Origin of the sequence: Vibrio penaeicida, from assembly GCF_019977755.1 — a bacterium.
Lineage (GTDB): Bacteria > Pseudomonadota > Gammaproteobacteria > Enterobacterales > Vibrionaceae > Vibrio > Vibrio penaeicida.
In genome coordinates, this window is the sequence record NZ_AP025144.1 from 3,165,865 (window position 1) to 3,179,836 (window position 13,972).

12 protein-coding genes and 15 tRNA genes are annotated in these 13,972 nt (G+C 45.2%); 21 read left to right on the forward strand and 6 right to left on the reverse strand.

The annotated features are described in order from the left end of the window. The first annotated feature begins 15 nt into the window (after positions 1-15). Positions 16-1,764: a methyl-accepting chemotaxis protein gene (locus LDO37_RS14190; protein WP_221768489.1), complete on the forward strand. Its 1,749-nt coding sequence runs from the start codon at positions 16-18 to the stop codon at positions 1,762-1,764. 106 nt (positions 1,765-1,870) lie between these two features. Here the strand turns inward: LDO37_RS14190 and kdsA are convergent, their stop codons facing one another. The 6 genes from kdsA to hemA form a co-directional block, all read right to left on the reverse strand. Then, a complete protein-coding gene (kdsA, locus tag LDO37_RS14195) occupies positions 1,871-2,722 on the reverse strand; it encodes a 3-deoxy-8-phosphooctulonate synthase (RefSeq protein WP_126605980.1) in 852 nt (283 codons plus the stop codon). Between the two features lie 13 nt (positions 2,723-2,735). Beyond that, complete coding sequence (locus tag LDO37_RS14200) at positions 2,736-3,545, reverse strand: SirB1 family protein (protein WP_104400414.1); 810 nt, start codon at positions 3,543-3,545, stop codon at positions 2,736-2,738. Between the two features lie 3 nt (positions 3,546-3,548). Beyond that, positions 3,549-3,932 (reverse strand): SirB2 family protein, encoded by a 384-nt coding sequence (locus LDO37_RS14205; protein WP_126605979.1) that lies wholly within the window; start codon positions 3,930-3,932, stop codon positions 3,549-3,551. Between the two features lie 64 nt (positions 3,933-3,996). Next, on the reverse strand, positions 3,997-4,845 hold the full coding sequence (gene prmC / locus LDO37_RS14210; RefSeq protein WP_126605991.1) for a peptide chain release factor N(5)-glutamine methyltransferase: 849 nt from the start codon (positions 4,843-4,845) through the stop codon (positions 3,997-3,999). Between the two features lie 35 nt (positions 4,846-4,880). Continuing rightward, on the reverse strand, positions 4,881-5,969 hold the full coding sequence (gene prfA / locus LDO37_RS14215; RefSeq protein ID WP_101110736.1) for a peptide chain release factor 1: 1,089 nt from the start codon (positions 5,967-5,969) through the stop codon (positions 4,881-4,883). Between the two features lie 18 nt (positions 5,970-5,987). Further along, positions 5,988-7,244 (reverse strand): glutamyl-tRNA reductase, encoded by a 1,257-nt coding sequence (hemA, locus tag LDO37_RS14220; RefSeq protein WP_126605978.1) that lies wholly within the window; start codon positions 7,242-7,244, stop codon positions 5,988-5,990. Positions 7,245-7,384: 140 nt separating this feature from the next. On the opposite strand from hemA, the gene lolB reads away from it, so the two are divergent. The 20 genes from lolB to LDO37_RS14320 all read left to right on the forward strand — a co-directional run bounded on the left by lolB (position 7,385) and on the right by LDO37_RS14320 (position 13,958). After that, positions 7,385-8,032 carry a lipoprotein insertase outer membrane protein LolB gene (gene lolB, locus LDO37_RS14225; RefSeq protein WP_185829690.1) on the forward strand — a complete coding sequence of 216 codons (648 nt, stop codon included), beginning with the start codon at positions 7,385-7,387 and terminating at the stop codon, positions 8,030-8,032. Further along, the gene (ispE, locus tag LDO37_RS14230; RefSeq protein WP_126605976.1) at positions 8,014-8,901 is read left to right on the forward strand and encodes a 4-(cytidine 5'-diphospho)-2-C-methyl-D-erythritol kinase; all 888 of its coding nucleotides are present in this window, start codon (positions 8,014-8,016) and stop codon (positions 8,899-8,901) included. Before lolB ends, ispE begins: the two co-directional genes overlap by 19 nt. 29 nt (positions 8,902-8,930) lie before the next feature. Next, positions 8,931-9,875 carry a ribose-phosphate pyrophosphokinase gene (locus LDO37_RS14235; protein WP_004401505.1) on the forward strand — a complete coding sequence of 315 codons (945 nt, stop codon included), beginning with the start codon at positions 8,931-8,933 and terminating at the stop codon, positions 9,873-9,875. 180 nt (positions 9,876-10,055) lie between these two features. Then, on the forward strand, positions 10,056-10,646 hold the full coding sequence (pth, locus tag LDO37_RS14240) for an aminoacyl-tRNA hydrolase (RefSeq protein WP_126605975.1): 591 nt from the start codon (positions 10,056-10,058) through the stop codon (positions 10,644-10,646). A 10-nt stretch (positions 10,647-10,656) separates the two neighbouring features. Next, the gene (gene ychF / locus LDO37_RS14245; RefSeq protein ID WP_101110741.1) at positions 10,657-11,748 is read left to right on the forward strand and encodes a redox-regulated ATPase YchF; all 1,092 of its coding nucleotides are present in this window, start codon (positions 10,657-10,659) and stop codon (positions 11,746-11,748) included. Positions 11,749-12,041: 293 nt separating this feature from the next. Next, a tRNA-Met gene (locus LDO37_RS14250) sits at positions 12,042-12,118 on the forward strand. Positions 12,119-12,156: 38 nt separating this feature from the next. Beyond that, positions 12,157-12,241 (forward strand) — tRNA-Leu (locus LDO37_RS14255). Between the two features lie 32 nt (positions 12,242-12,273). Then, positions 12,274-12,348 (forward strand) — tRNA-Gln (locus LDO37_RS14260). A gap of 95 nt (positions 12,349-12,443) precedes the next feature. Next, a tRNA-Met gene (locus tag LDO37_RS14265) sits at positions 12,444-12,520 on the forward strand. A 55-nt stretch (positions 12,521-12,575) separates the two neighbouring features. After that, positions 12,576-12,660: transfer RNA gene (locus LDO37_RS14270), tRNA-Leu, on the forward strand. Positions 12,661-12,689: 29 nt separating this feature from the next. Beyond that, positions 12,690-12,774, forward strand: a tRNA-Leu gene (locus LDO37_RS14275). A gap of 55 nt (positions 12,775-12,829) precedes the next feature. Continuing rightward, a tRNA-Gln gene (locus tag LDO37_RS14280) sits at positions 12,830-12,904 on the forward strand. A 54-nt stretch (positions 12,905-12,958) separates the two neighbouring features. After that, positions 12,959-13,043: transfer RNA gene (locus LDO37_RS14285), tRNA-Leu, on the forward strand. Positions 13,044-13,075: 32 nt separating this feature from the next. Further along, positions 13,076-13,150 (forward strand) — tRNA-Gln (locus tag LDO37_RS14290). A 51-nt stretch (positions 13,151-13,201) separates the two neighbouring features. Then, a tRNA-Leu gene (locus LDO37_RS14295) sits at positions 13,202-13,286 on the forward strand. Between the two features lie 32 nt (positions 13,287-13,318). Next, positions 13,319-13,393: transfer RNA gene (locus tag LDO37_RS14300), tRNA-Gln, on the forward strand. A gap of 125 nt (positions 13,394-13,518) precedes the next feature. Next, positions 13,519-13,593: transfer RNA gene (locus LDO37_RS14305), tRNA-Gln, on the forward strand. 53 nt (positions 13,594-13,646) lie between these two features. Further along, a tRNA-Leu gene (locus LDO37_RS14310) sits at positions 13,647-13,731 on the forward strand. A 13-nt stretch (positions 13,732-13,744) separates the two neighbouring features. Then, a tRNA-Met gene (locus LDO37_RS14315) sits at positions 13,745-13,821 on the forward strand. A 52-nt stretch (positions 13,822-13,873) separates the two neighbouring features. Continuing rightward, positions 13,874-13,958: transfer RNA gene (locus LDO37_RS14320), tRNA-Leu, on the forward strand. The last annotated feature ends 14 nt before the right edge of the window (positions 13,959-13,972 follow it).

Consider the following 13,972-nt stretch of genomic DNA (forward strand, 5'->3'; position numbering starts at 1 on the left):
GTTTACAGCCGCGCGATAAGCTTATCGAATACCGCTGTCGAATCTCTGGAATACTGGCTGGTGTCTCACAAGGATGTAGTGGATGCCGCCGCTACTGTTAATTCGCTAGAAGAAGCCATTGTGGCATTACCTCAAGCGAAAAAAGCAGGCAGATTCGATGAAGTATTTTTCGCGCAAATGAACGGCGACGTTTATCTTGCAGGCACATCTACTCCCTACCCTGAGTTTGATGCTCGCGGTCGCGACTGGTTTAAGCAAGCTTCTAACCAACGTAAAACCGTGGTATCAAAACCGTATGTTGGTGCCCAACAAGGTCACACCATGCTAACGATATCGACTCCGGTGTACGCTAACGGTCAAATGATTGGTATCTTGGGTGCGGACCTTAAGCTGGGGTCGATTCAAAAAAACCTCAACAGCTACCAAGTAGGCGACAATGCGTTCGCTATGATGCTTAATGAAGGGGGAACCATCTTATCTCACCCTCAAGAGTCGTTACTGATGACGCCTTTTAACCGCTACGCTCCAAAACTCTCTAACACTGCGATTCGTTCTGCATCGGATGAGAACCGAATTGAGATATCGATTCGCGGCGGTAAAGAGAAACTTCTTTACTTTGCTTCAGTACCGAACAGCGACTGGATTTTTGCATTGGAAATGGACCGTGCAACGGAAGAAGCCAACCACGACGCTCTTCTTAAACAATTGATTTTTACTGGCATCATAGTCGCGTTGATCGTACTTTTCGTTATCTGGTGGATGGTTTCTTTCCAGCTGAAAGGGCTTACTCAAGTCAGTAAAGCGCTGGAAGAGATCTCAGAGGGTGATGGGGACCTAACGCAACGAATTACCATTCAATCGAACGACGAAGTTGGCAAGCTTGCTGCAAACTTCAATCGATTTACAGAAAAAATGCATTTGCTCGTATCGAACATTCACAACTATTCAACTCAATTATCGAGCCAAGCCGATATCACTTCTCGACACGCCAATGAGAATGCCCATCGCATCGACCACCAGCAACAAGAAATCAATATGGTGGCAACGGCAGTAACCGAGATGTCAAGCGCTACTCAAGAAATCGCCAGCAATGCAGAAAACACAGCCAGAGAAGGGGCTGCAACGGTTGAGATCTCTAATCAAGGTGAACGTGAGGTACTCAATAGCCAAGAGTCTATTCTTTCTCTTGCCTCAGACATCAGCGATGCCACTTCTGTTATCCAAGAGCTTGAAATGCATGCTCAGGAAATCAGTGGCATTTTGTCGACGATTCAGGAAATCGCAGAGCAAACCAATCTATTGGCATTGAATGCAGCTATCGAGGCGGCGCGTGCCGGTGAGCAAGGTCGCGGGTTTGCGGTAGTTGCAGACGAAGTTCGAGTCTTAAGCCAACGAACGCATGATGCGACAGGCGAAATCAACCGCAATATTGATACGCTTCAAAGTACGACTCAGCGTGCAGTGTCTTCTATGCAAATCAGCCAGAATAATGCAGAGAAAGCTGTCACTGACGCTCGTATTGCATCAGAAAGCCTTCAGCGAATTACTCAGTCCGCCAATATGATCAACGACATGGCAAGCCAAATTGCGGCAGCAGCAGAAGAGCAATCTTTGGTGACAGAAGAAATTACTCGTAACACCAACGAAGTAAAAGACGTTTCTCAGGCTCTTGCGGAGCAAGCGCAAGACGCAAGTGCACAAGCTTCAGAGCTGAACAGTATTTCTGGTGAACTCTACCAAGAAGTGTCTCGATTCAAGCTTTAGACCTGTAAAAGTCCAAGCACAATAAACACAAAAACGGGCATTAAAAGCCCGTTTTTTTCACTTCAATTAGCTAGCGCTAGTACGCTGATATTTATCTGAAACCAGCCTAGTTAATCTCAATAGGTTCGAAGCTTTTAATCAAATCATCCAAAGATTTCATTTGAGCTAAGAAAGGTTCCAACTTATCAAGAGGCAACGCAGATGGGCCATCACATAGCGCTTTATCTGGATTAGGGTGCGCTTCAATAAACAAACCTGCAATGCTCGTCGCTAGACCCGCTTTCGCAAGTTCAACAGTCTGCTCACGGCGTCCACCAGATGCGGCACCCGATGGGTCACGCATTTGTAGCGCGTGGGTCACATCAAAGATGATAGGGCTACCATTAGACGCCTTTTTCATCACGCCAAAGCCAAGCATGTCTACCACAAGGTTATCGTAACCGTGGCAAGCTCCACGCTCACATAAAATGATTTGTTCGTTGCCACATTCCGCGAACTTATCAACGATATTCCCCACCTGAGCAGGGCTCATAAATTGAGGTTTTTTCACGTTAATAACAGCACCGGTCTTGGCCATCGCTTCAACCAAATCGGTTTGACGAGCCAAGAAAGCAGGAAGTTGGATAACATCCACGACGTCAGAAACGGGTTGTGCCTGCGCTTCTGTGTGGATATCGGTAATAATTTTGACACCAAAAGTCTCTTTCAACTCTTGGAAAATTTTTAAACCTTCCTCCATACCAGGACCACGGTATGAATTGATTGAGGAGCGGTTTGCTTTATCAAAAGACGCTTTGAATACATAAGGGATACCCAGCTTCTCTGTCACCTTTACGTAATGCTCACAGATCTGCATAGCAAGATCGCGTGATTCAAGGACATTCATGCCCGCAAAAAGTGTAAATGGCTTGTCGTTAGCGACATCCAGTTCGCCAATTTTGACGGTTTTCTGTTCCATAGGAAGGTCTCGCCTAATGAATAGTAATTTGAGTTTCGCTCATGGTACTCACCTGAGCTTTAAGGAGTTCTGCACCCGGATCATCAGGGCATTGATCTATAAAAAATTGATAATCCGTTGCTGCAATTTGATGGCAATCGAGTTGCTGATATATAAACCCACGATCGCGGATTTCATAAGGGTCATCAGGAACAAACGTCAATGCTAAATCCGTGCAATTCAGCGCTAAAGTGTATCGCTCTTCACGCAACATCGCAGATTTAATTAACGCAAGCCAACGCCCAATCACCGTCGGATTGTCCGCTGAAGCCAAATGCTCTGGCTTCAATTTAGCCAATGGTCCATCATGACCAATTAGCCATGCACGCAGTGTTTGCTCACTGACGTATTCCCCATTGAATGGGTTGATGTATGTCGCTGTTTCATCAGGCCACATCACCTTGACAAGAAACTGAGTCGGAAAGGTTACCCCTTCTACAGGAAAGCCCAGCTTTTGACCAAAATAGAGTAAAAGCGAACCCAAGCTAACAGGGATGCCTTTGCGTCGCTCAAGCACTTTGTCCATAAAAGCATTTTCACTTGCAAAGTAAGCTTCACTGTCGCCTTCAAATTGCCACTGGCAATAAAAAAGGCGCAAGAAAGCCTCAAACCTTGCTTGCTCATTCACTTCGTGGCTCAATTCTAGCTCGGCTTCTTTTAACAGACGCTCAAGCTCTGCATTCGCCCAATGTACATTCGTATCAGGATCAATCGCCTCATTTAGCGCTAAAGCCCCTTCAACCAATGTCATGTCATCTAAGTCTTCGTCGAACAGATCAAACATGATTTAACCTAACAATACCGGTACTTTCGTAACAGCAAGTTTCCCTGCCATAGCCAACCATCCTAGCGCACCAAAAAAGGCAAACGCTCGTAACAATTGGTTCTTACCTAATTTTAATGCAAAAAATCCAAGGGCAATGTAAGCCAGCACACAAGTTATCTTTTCAGTTAACCAAAGCCCTGCTGGTGTAAACGGTACAAAGCCCGTGATAGCAACCAATCCCACACCAGACAACAACAAAAGTGTGTCGTTAATGTGAGGTGATATTTTGAGAAATTTATTTTCTAATACTGGCGATTTAGCCACCATCAATGCATACCGAAGAACAAACAGCAATACACTGATCGCAATCGTAAGCATGTGGAAATGTTTTAGCGCTATATACATAATAATTATCTTTTTTATATGTACTCAGTACATTGCTCATCAATAAGGACGATATCGCCCTTTATCAAGACTGAAAGCGACCCAGCGTCACTCTGTCGTTTCCGGTGTAATCTTGTTCTGTCACTACATCGACATACCCTAGTGACGTTAAAACATCTCGCACTAGCAAGCCTTGCTCAAAGCCGTGCTCCATTAAAAGCCAACCGTCTTCAGAAAGATAAGAACGTGCGTTATCAGCTATGTAGCTCAGATCCGCCATTCCTTTCTCTTCTGCAACAAGCGCACTCATCGGCTCAAATCGAACATCACCTTTCTCAAGGTGTGGGTCGCAAGCGTCAATATAGGGTGGATTACTTACGATACAAGCAAATTTCGTTCCCTCAGTAATAGGGGAAAACCAACTTCCTTGTAAAAATGAAGCATTTCGTATAGTTAAACGCGTTGCGTTCTCTGTAGCCAGTTTTTGAGCTTCAATACGAATGTCGACGCCTGTGACCTGTACCGAGGGCAATTCACTGGCTATCGCCAATGCAATGGCACCCGTCCCAGTTCCCAAATCAAGCACTTCTCCTGTAACGCCAGACATCTTATCCAACGCCAGTTCAACTAGGCGTTCAGTGTCGGGTCGAGGGATCAATGTTGATGGTGACACCTTTAACGGCAACGACCAGAATTCTCTTTCACCTACAATGTAGGCGACGGGCTCTCCGGCCAAACGTCTTTCTAAGAGAGAGAGAAACGTTGTATTCTGTTCGGTCGTCATTGCTCGCTCAGGCCAAGTCAGCAGGTAGCTTCTCGGTTTATCCAGTGCGTGGCAAAGCAATACAGCCGCGTCCAGCGACGGCGAATCACTGCCGCTGGCTATCAATTGTTCTGTTGCCGCTTTTAAAGTGGCTTCAATACTTGCAGGCATACCTAGCTCACTAGTCATTAGCGTTCAACATGCTGTTAGTTTTGATCTGCTAATGCCGCTAGTTGATCCGCTTGATGCTCTTGAATCACGGGATCAACCAAGCTTTGTAGATCGCCTTCCATCACCTCGTTCAAACGGTACACCGTTAGATTGATACGATGATCAGAAACACGACCTTGAGGGTAGTTGTAGGTACGAATTCGATCACTTCGGTCGCCAGAACCTAATAGGTTGCGTCGAGTTGTTGACACTTCTTCTGCTCGCTTGGCTTCTTCAGCTTGGGTAATTCGCGCAGCCAGAACCGACATCGCTTTCGCTTTGTTCTTGTGCTGTGAACGCTCATCTTGACACTCAACCACTGTACCTGTAGGCAAGTGAGTAATTCGGATGGCTGAGTCAGTGGTGTTAACGTGCTGACCACCTGCGCCCGACGCTCGGAAGGTATCGATTTTCAGATCCGATGCTTTGATTTCTGGAATTTCTGCTTCTGGGATCTCCGCCATAATGGCAACAGTACAAGCTGAAGTGTGTACGCGACCTTGAGATTCTGTTTCTGGTACGCGCTGAACACGGTGACCACCAGATTCAAATTTCAATACGCCATAAACCCCTTCACCGACCACTTTCGCAATCATCTCTTTGTAACCGCCGTGTTCCGATTCATTGGAGTTCACAACTTCAACTCGCCAACCACGTTTCTCAGCATATTTGCTGTACATGCGGAACAAGTCACCCGCAAAAATTCCCGCTTCATCGCCACCTGCACCCGCTCGGATTTCTAGGAAGCAGTTACGGTCATCATTAGGATCTTTAGGCAGTAAAAGAATCTGAAGCTCGTCCGCTAAATTTTCAATGGACGCTTTTGCTTCTTTGATTTCTTCTTGAGCCATTTCACGCATTTCGGCATCGTCTTCTTTCGCCATCTCTTCTGCAGCCTCAAGATCTTCTTGCGCTTGCTGATAAGATTGGAAGCATTTCGTGACTTCTTCCAACTGAGAGTATTCTTTCGAAAGGGCGCGGAACTTGTTTTGGTCGCCAATGATGTCTGGATCGCCAAGCAAATGCTGGACTTCTTCATAACGCTCTACCAGCGTTTGAAGCTTGGTCAAAATAGAAGGTTTCATAATGTTCTTAAAATCAGTTTAGGAGTCTTCGAGTCCGAGACTCTGACGTATAACAGTTAATTTGGCGGGTTCACCCTGCTCTGCTGCACTTTGCAGCGCACGCGTGGGAGCGTGAATCAACTTGTTGGTTAACTTATTGCTAAGCTCGATAAGAATTTTTTCCGGATCACCGCCCGAAGACAGCGATTGCAAACTTCTAGAAAGCAGCTCTTCACGGATACCATTCGCAGATTCGCGGTAGTCTCTAATACTATCTACCGCTTGCAGAGAACGAAGCCAAGTCATAAACCCAGCACTTTCTTCTGCCACAATGGCTTCCGCTTGTATGGCTTCGACTTTTCTTTGCTCTATATTCTTATCAACGATGGATTGAAGATCATCCACTGTATATAAATAGGCATCGTCCAGTTCAGAAACTTGTGCTTCTACATCTCTAGGCACCGCAATATCAACAATTAATATCGGTTGATGCCTGCGGGCTTTTAAAGCCGTTTCTACCATTCCTTTCCCTATGATCGGCAACGGACTTGCTGTGGAACTGATAACAATATCAGCTTTTGGCAAATGATCAGGTATTTCCGGCAAACTAATCACTGACGCACAAAAATCTTCCGCCAGTGTTTGTGCTCTTTCACGAGTACGGTTCGCGACAATCATTTTTTTACAGCCATGACCATCAAGGTGTTTGGCAACCAACTCTATGGTTTCACCTGCACCGACCAACAATACTGTTGTCTCTTCAATCGATTCGAAAATGTGTTTTGCTAGTGTGCATGCAGCGTAAGCTACAGACACCGCATTACCACCAATCTCAGTTTCAGTTCGAACACGCTTAGCAACAGAAAACGCTTTCTGAAAAAGCTTCTCCATTGTAGCGTCAACGGCCTTACTATCACGAGCATCCGAAAACGCCTGCTTAACCTGACCTAAAATTTGGGGTTCACCCAACACCAAGGAATCTAACCCACAAGCCACTCTCATCAAATGTTTGATGGCAGATTGTTCTTCATGGATATACAGGCTGGGCATTAAATCGGTTGAATGGATACCGTGAAAATCAGTCAACCAATCGATTATCTGACCTTTTCCTGCATTTTTGACGTCACAATATATTTCTGTGCGATTGCAGGTTGAAAGGATCACTCCACCGTTAATACTTGAATTATTGGCAATATCAGATAGTGCTTGGGTCAGCTTGTCTGGAGAAAATGCAATTTTTTCTCGCAATTCGACCGACGCCGTATTGTGATTGATACCAATGACAAGCAAAGACATGTAGTGAGAGATCTCTGTCCGAAAATACTGTAAGAGCTTGAATTTTACTTTATGGAAGCACCTATTTAAAGGGGGGATTTAAACACGATGTCATTTAAGTGATATAGTGAGCGCCGAATTAGCGTTATGTGGAGCAAAGATTGACTATTCTACTCATTTCACCTATCACCCAATTTGTTCGTGCCTTGAGAAGCTCTTCTGCACTGTTTGTCGCTTCAGTAGCACTTTTACTTTCTGCTTGTACCACCCTTCCAGAGACGACCAATCAACCTGTCGACTGGGTTTCACATCAAAATCAGCTAGAATCACTCCATGAATATGCCCTGACAGGGAAAATGGCTTACATCAGTGAAAGTAAGCGCCAGAGCCTGAATTTCTATTGGAAAAAAACTCATAACTCAGAAGAACTTCGTCTAACTACCTTGCTTGGTCAGACCGCGTTATTGCTTAACATTGATGAAAATGGAGCAACCGTCGTCACCCATGAAGGGGACACGTATCAGCACGTTAGTGGCAATATTCTGATTAAGCGTCTTACCGGTCTCAGTATCCCGATTGATCAGTTAAGTGAATGGATAAAAGGTTTACCTATCGATGCTGACTACTACCAACTTAACGAAGAGAATACGTTAAGTGGCTTAACAAAGCAGATAGATGGTCAAGCTTGGGAATTAAACTTTAATAAATACACCCAACAAAATGAATTCGTATTACCGTCGAGCCTGACGTTAGTACAGGACAAAACAAAGTTAAAAATTGCCGTTTCAAAATGGATAGTCTCTCAATGATTCCAACCCATACCACTTGGCCTTCGCCAGCAAAACTCAACCTATTTTTGTACATAACGGGTCAAAGAGCTAATGGTTACCACGAGCTCCAAACACTATTCCAGTTCATCGATTACGGCGATGAGTTGGGTATAAAAGCCAATACAACCGGTAACGTGACGCTGTCGCCAGAAATCACAGGGGTTGCCCTAGAAGATAACTTAATTTGGAAAGCCGCCCATGCACTGCAACAAAAAACCGGATGCCGATTAGGTGCGCACATTGAGTTAAAAAAGATTCTTCCAATGGGTGGGGGAATAGGCGGTGGCTCTTCAAACGCCGCGACAACGTTGGTTGCGTTGAATTATTTGTGGCAAACCAAGCTGTCCGACAATGAGCTGGCGGAAATAGGCTTGGCTTTGGGTGCCGATGTACCTGTTTTTGTTCGAGGTCACGCCGCGTTTGCAGAAGGCGTTGGTGAAGAAATTTACCCAGCAGAGCCAGAAGAAAAAGTCTATCTCGTTGTTCGCCCTAATGTCAGCATCGCGACAGCCGACATTTTTTCTCATTCTCAATTGACAAGAAACACACCAAAACGAGATCTGGCAACACTTCTTGACACTGAGTACGAAAACGATTGCGAAAAAATCGTCCGAATACTCTATCCTGAGGTTGATAAGCAACTTTCATGGCTGCTACAATACGCGCCGTCAAGATTGACGGGTACTGGATCTTGCATTTTTGGCGAATTTTCGAACAAAAGTGAAGCAAATTCAGTGCTCTCTCAGCTTTCAGATGATGTACATGCATTTGTAGCTGCAGGCGTAAATCTTTCGCCTCTAAAAGAAAGATTGGCCGAGTACGAATCGGCCGACTCACAATCTATCTAAAAACTGGACGCAACCCCGAGGTTTCTACCGTGCCTGATATGAAGCTATTTGCTGGTAACGCTACACCTGAACTAGCCCAACGTATTGCTGATCGTCTATACATCTCCCTAGGTGACGCTACTGTTTCCCGTTTCTCTGACGGCGAAGTCGCTGTTCAAATCAACGAGAACGTGCGTGGTAGTGATGTATTCATCATCCAATCTACTTGTGCACCAACCAACGACAACCTAATGGAGTTGGTGGTAATGATTGATGCAATGCGCCGTGCTTCAGCTGGCCGTATTACAGCAGTAATCCCTTACTTCGGATACGCTCGTCAAGATCGCCGTGTACGTTCAGCTCGTGTGCCAATCACTGCTAAAGTGGTTGCCGATTTCCTTTCTAACGTTGGTGTTGACCGCGTTCTTACTATCGACCTTCACGCAGAACAAATTCAGGGCTTCTTCGATGTTCCTGTAGATAATATCTTCGGTACTCCAGTACTACTTGAAGATATGCGTGCTCGTGGTCTTGAAGATCCGGTTGTTGTATCTCCTGACCTTGGCGGTGTTGTACGTGCTCGTGCGACCGCAAAGGCTCTCGACGATACTGATATCGCTATCGTAGACAAGCGTCGCCCACGTGCTAACGTTTCAGAAGTGATGAACCTTATTGGTGATGTTGAAGGTCGCGATTGCGTGATCGTTGATGACATGATCGATACAGGTGGCACACTTTGTAAAGCGGCAGAAGCACTAAAACAACGTGGCGCAAAGCGTGTATTCGCTTACGCAACTCACGCTGTGTTCTCTGGTAACGCTGCTGAAAACATTGCTAACTCGGTACTTGACCAAGTCATTATTACTGACTCAATCGAACTACCTCAAGAGATGGCAGCAACAGGCAAAGTAACTCAGCTTACTCTGTCTAGCATGTTGGCTGAAGCGATTCGTCGTATCAGCAATGAAGAGTCTATCTCTGCAATGTTCAACTAAGACTTAAGTTCAAAGCCCAACCAAGATTTAGGTTGAGCTATGAATGACCCTAATTTAAAAGATGCCTCGCAATGCGGGGCATTTTTTTATCCGTAGAATGTCCGCAGACATCCTGTCGATTAATAAGTTTGAATTGTGCTATCATATCGCGCTTTTTGATTACGCAGAGAGACCATAACCTTGAGTCAGACCATTAAACTTCTGGTTGGATTGGCAAATCCCGGACCGGAATACGCAAGAACCCGCCACAATGCTGGGGCTTGGGCAGTTGAAGAATTAGCGAGGGTTCATAATGTAACCTTAAAAAATGAAGCTAAATTTTTCGGGTTAACGGGTCGTATCATGGTCGATGGTCAGGATTTGCGTTTACTGATTCCAACCACCTATATGAACCTGTCTGGCAAGGCGGTCGCAGCACTTGCAAAGTTCTATCAGATTACCCCAGAAGAAATAATGGTGGCACATGATGAACTCGACATGCCTCCTGGTATAGCCAAATTTAAAAAAGGCGGTGGTCATGGTGGGCATAACGGTCTAAAAGACATCATCAGTAAACAAGGCAATAACAAAGATTTCTATCGCCTTAGGATTGGCATTGGTCATCCTGGGCATAAAGACAAAGTGGCGGGCTATGTATTGGGCAAAGCACCAGCCAAAGAGCAAGAATGCATTGAAGCTGCAGTAGATGAATCTGTACGCAGCCTCGACATCTTGTTAAAAGACGGACTTACGAAAGCGCAAAACCGCTTACACACGTTCAAAGCTGAATAAGGTTACTATCATGGGTTTTAAATGTGGCATCGTTGGTTTGCCAAATGTTGGTAAATCAACTCTGTTTAACGCACTGACTAAAGCAGGCATCGAGGCAGCAAACTTTCCTTTCTGTACTATCGAGCCAAACACAGGCGTAGTACCTGTTCCAGATTTGCGTTTAGACGCATTAGCGAAAATTGTTAATCCGAAAAAAATCTTGCCAACAACAATGGAATTTGTCGACATCGCAGGTTTGGTTGCGGGCGCATCCAAAGGTGAAGGGCTCGGTAACAAATTCCTTGCAAACATTCGTGAAACAGATGCGATTGGTCATGTTGTTCGCTGTTTCGAGAACGAAAATATTGTTCACGTAGCGGGTAAAGTTTCTCCAATTGAAGATATTGAAGTCATCAACCTAGAACTTGCATTGGCTGATTTGGATTCTTGTGAGCGCGCTATACACCGCAACACTAAGAAAGCCAAAGGCGGCGACAAAGACGCGAAGTTTGAACTGACTGTTCTTGAAAAACTGCTTCCTGTTCTAACAGAAGGTGGAATGGCTCGTACGGTTGATCTTGCAAAAGAAGAACTGGCAGCCGTAGGCTACTTGAACTTCCTAACACTTAAGCCAACCATGTACATTGCCAATGTGAATGAAGATGGCTTTGAAAACAACCCATACCTAGATGCAGTACGTGAGTACGCCGAGAATGAAAACAACGTTGTTGTCGCTGTTTGTGCATCTATCGAATCAGAACTGTCTGAGCTAGACGATGAAGACCGCGAAGAATTCCTTGCCGATATGGGCATTGAAGAACCAGGGTTGAACCGTGTAATTCGTTCTGGCTACGAGTTGTTAACGCTGCAAACTTACTTCACCGCAGGTGTAAAAGAAGTGCGTGCATGGACAATTCCAGTTGGTGCAACAGCTCCTCAATCTGCTGGAAAAATCCACACTGATTTTGAGAAAGGTTTCATCCGTGCAGAAGTCGTTGGGTATGATGATTTCATCCAATTCAACGGAGAAAGCGGTGCAAAAGAAGCCGGTAAATGGCGTCTAGAAGGTAAAGACTACATTGTGAAAGATGGTGACGTCGTTCACTTCCGCTTCAACGTTTAAGCGTTACTCTTCACGTTTTCACTTAAAAGTGTTCAAAAAGCCAACAAATTTGTTGGCTTTTTTTATTTAACGATACCCATAATTCCGATTTGAATACCCCTCCAGGCTATACCTGTGTTGCAATCACAACACTTTTAGATCAGAAACACGTCTCTTTGCTTAAAAAAAGGGCGAACAATTCTAAAATCGCAATTTATTAAAAAAAACTGTTGACGGTTTTGGGTCATATCCGCATAATGCGCTCCGTTCTCGACAATAAGGCGACTTATCAAAGAGATCAAAAGTTTGAAAATGGCTACGTAGCTCAGTTGGTTAGAGCACATCACTCATAATGATGGGGTCACAGGTTCGAATCCCGTCGTAGCCACCATTTCCTAAGTGCTTTTTTGAAAGCTTTTAGGAAATAATGCGGAAGTGGCGGAATTGGTAGACGCACCAGATTTAGGTTCTGGCGCCGCAAGGTGTGAGAGTTCAAGTCTCTCCTTCCGCACCATTATTTAGAGTGTGATTATACACACTCGCTGTTGGGCTATCGCCAAGCGGTAAGGCAGCGGCTTTTGATGCCGCCATTCCCTGGTTCGAATCCAGGTAGCCCAGCCATATTGTTTTCTAGCGAAAAGTTTTTACATTTTCGGTAGAACTAGAGTAGAGATTGTATTATATTGTCTCGCTCTAAAAACATAGCAACAAAAGATGGCTACGTAGCTCAGTTGGTTAGAGCACATCACTCATAATGATGGGGTCACAGGTTCGAATCCCGTCGTAGCCACCATACAATTGTTATTGGCTTTTACCAATTAGCGAATAACAAGATAGAAATTTGAGACGCGGAAGTGGCGGAATTGGTAGACGCACCAGATTTAGGTTCTGGCGCCGCAAGGTGTGAGAGTTCAAGTCTCTCCTTCCGCACCATCTCAAACCTTCTATCACAACAAATTCATGCGGAAGTGGCGGAATTGGTAGACGCACCAGATTTAGGTTCTGGCGCCGCAAGGTGTGAGAGTTCAAGTCTCTCCTTCCGCACCATGAATTGTTCTCTTTAGAAATAAAGAGCGTGAGATTGACACGCTAAACAATCAGTTGGGCTATCGCCAAGCGGTAAGGCAGCGGCTTTTGATGCCGCCATTCCCTGGTTCGAATCCAGGTAGCCCAGCCATTATTCAACGTTGTTGAGACTTTACCAATTGTCTTGATAACTACAGATTAAGTTGCGGAAGTGGCGGAATTGGTAGACGCACCAGATTTAGGTTCTGGCGCCGCAAGGTGTGAGAGTTCAAGTCTCTCCTTCCGCACCATTATTTAGAGTGTGATTATACACACTCGCTGTTGGGCTATCGCCAAGCGGTAAGGCAGCGGCTTTTGATGCCGCCATTCCCTGGTTCGAATCCAGGTAGCCCAGCCATTACAACGTCTGATTGACTTACCAATTGTCAGTCAAGACTACAAATTTGTTGCGGAAGTGGCGGAATTGGTAGACGCACCAGATTTAGGTTCTGGCGCCGCAAGGTGTGAGAGTTCAAGTCTCTCCTTCCGCACCATTATTTAGAGTGTGATTATACACACTCGTTGTTGGGCTATCGCCAAGCGGTAAGGCAGCGGCTTTTGATGCCGCCATTCCCTGGTTCGAATCCAGGTAGCCCAGCCACTAAATTCACACTTAAATACTTAATAGATTGAGTTTTAAGTGGATACAGTATATAAACTACCGCTAAGCGGCGGTGGCGGAATTCAGTGTAGTAACACTTCAATTCCAAAATGTAGTTGTTCTACTGGGCTATCGCCAAGCGGTAAGGCAGCGGCTTTTGATGCCGCCATTCCCTGGTTCGAATCCAGGTAGCCCAGCCATATACAACGTTATTGAGATTTTACCAATCATCTTGATAACTAAAAATTTTGATGCGGAAGTGGCGGAATTGGTAGACGCACCAGATTTAGGTTCTGGCGCCGCAAGGTGTGAGAGTTCAAGTCTCTCCTTCCGCACCATTTTTCAAAAAGTGGCTACGTAGCTCAGTTGGTTAGAGCACATCACTCATAATGATGGGGTCACAGGTTCGAATCCCGTCGTAGCCACCATATACAACGTCTGAATGATTCACCAATCATCATTCAAGACTACAGATTTGTTGCGGAAGTGGCGGAATTGGTAGACGCACCAGATTTAGGTTCTGGCGCCGCAAGGTGTGAGAGTTCAAGTCTCTCCTTCCGCACCATTATTTAGAAACCC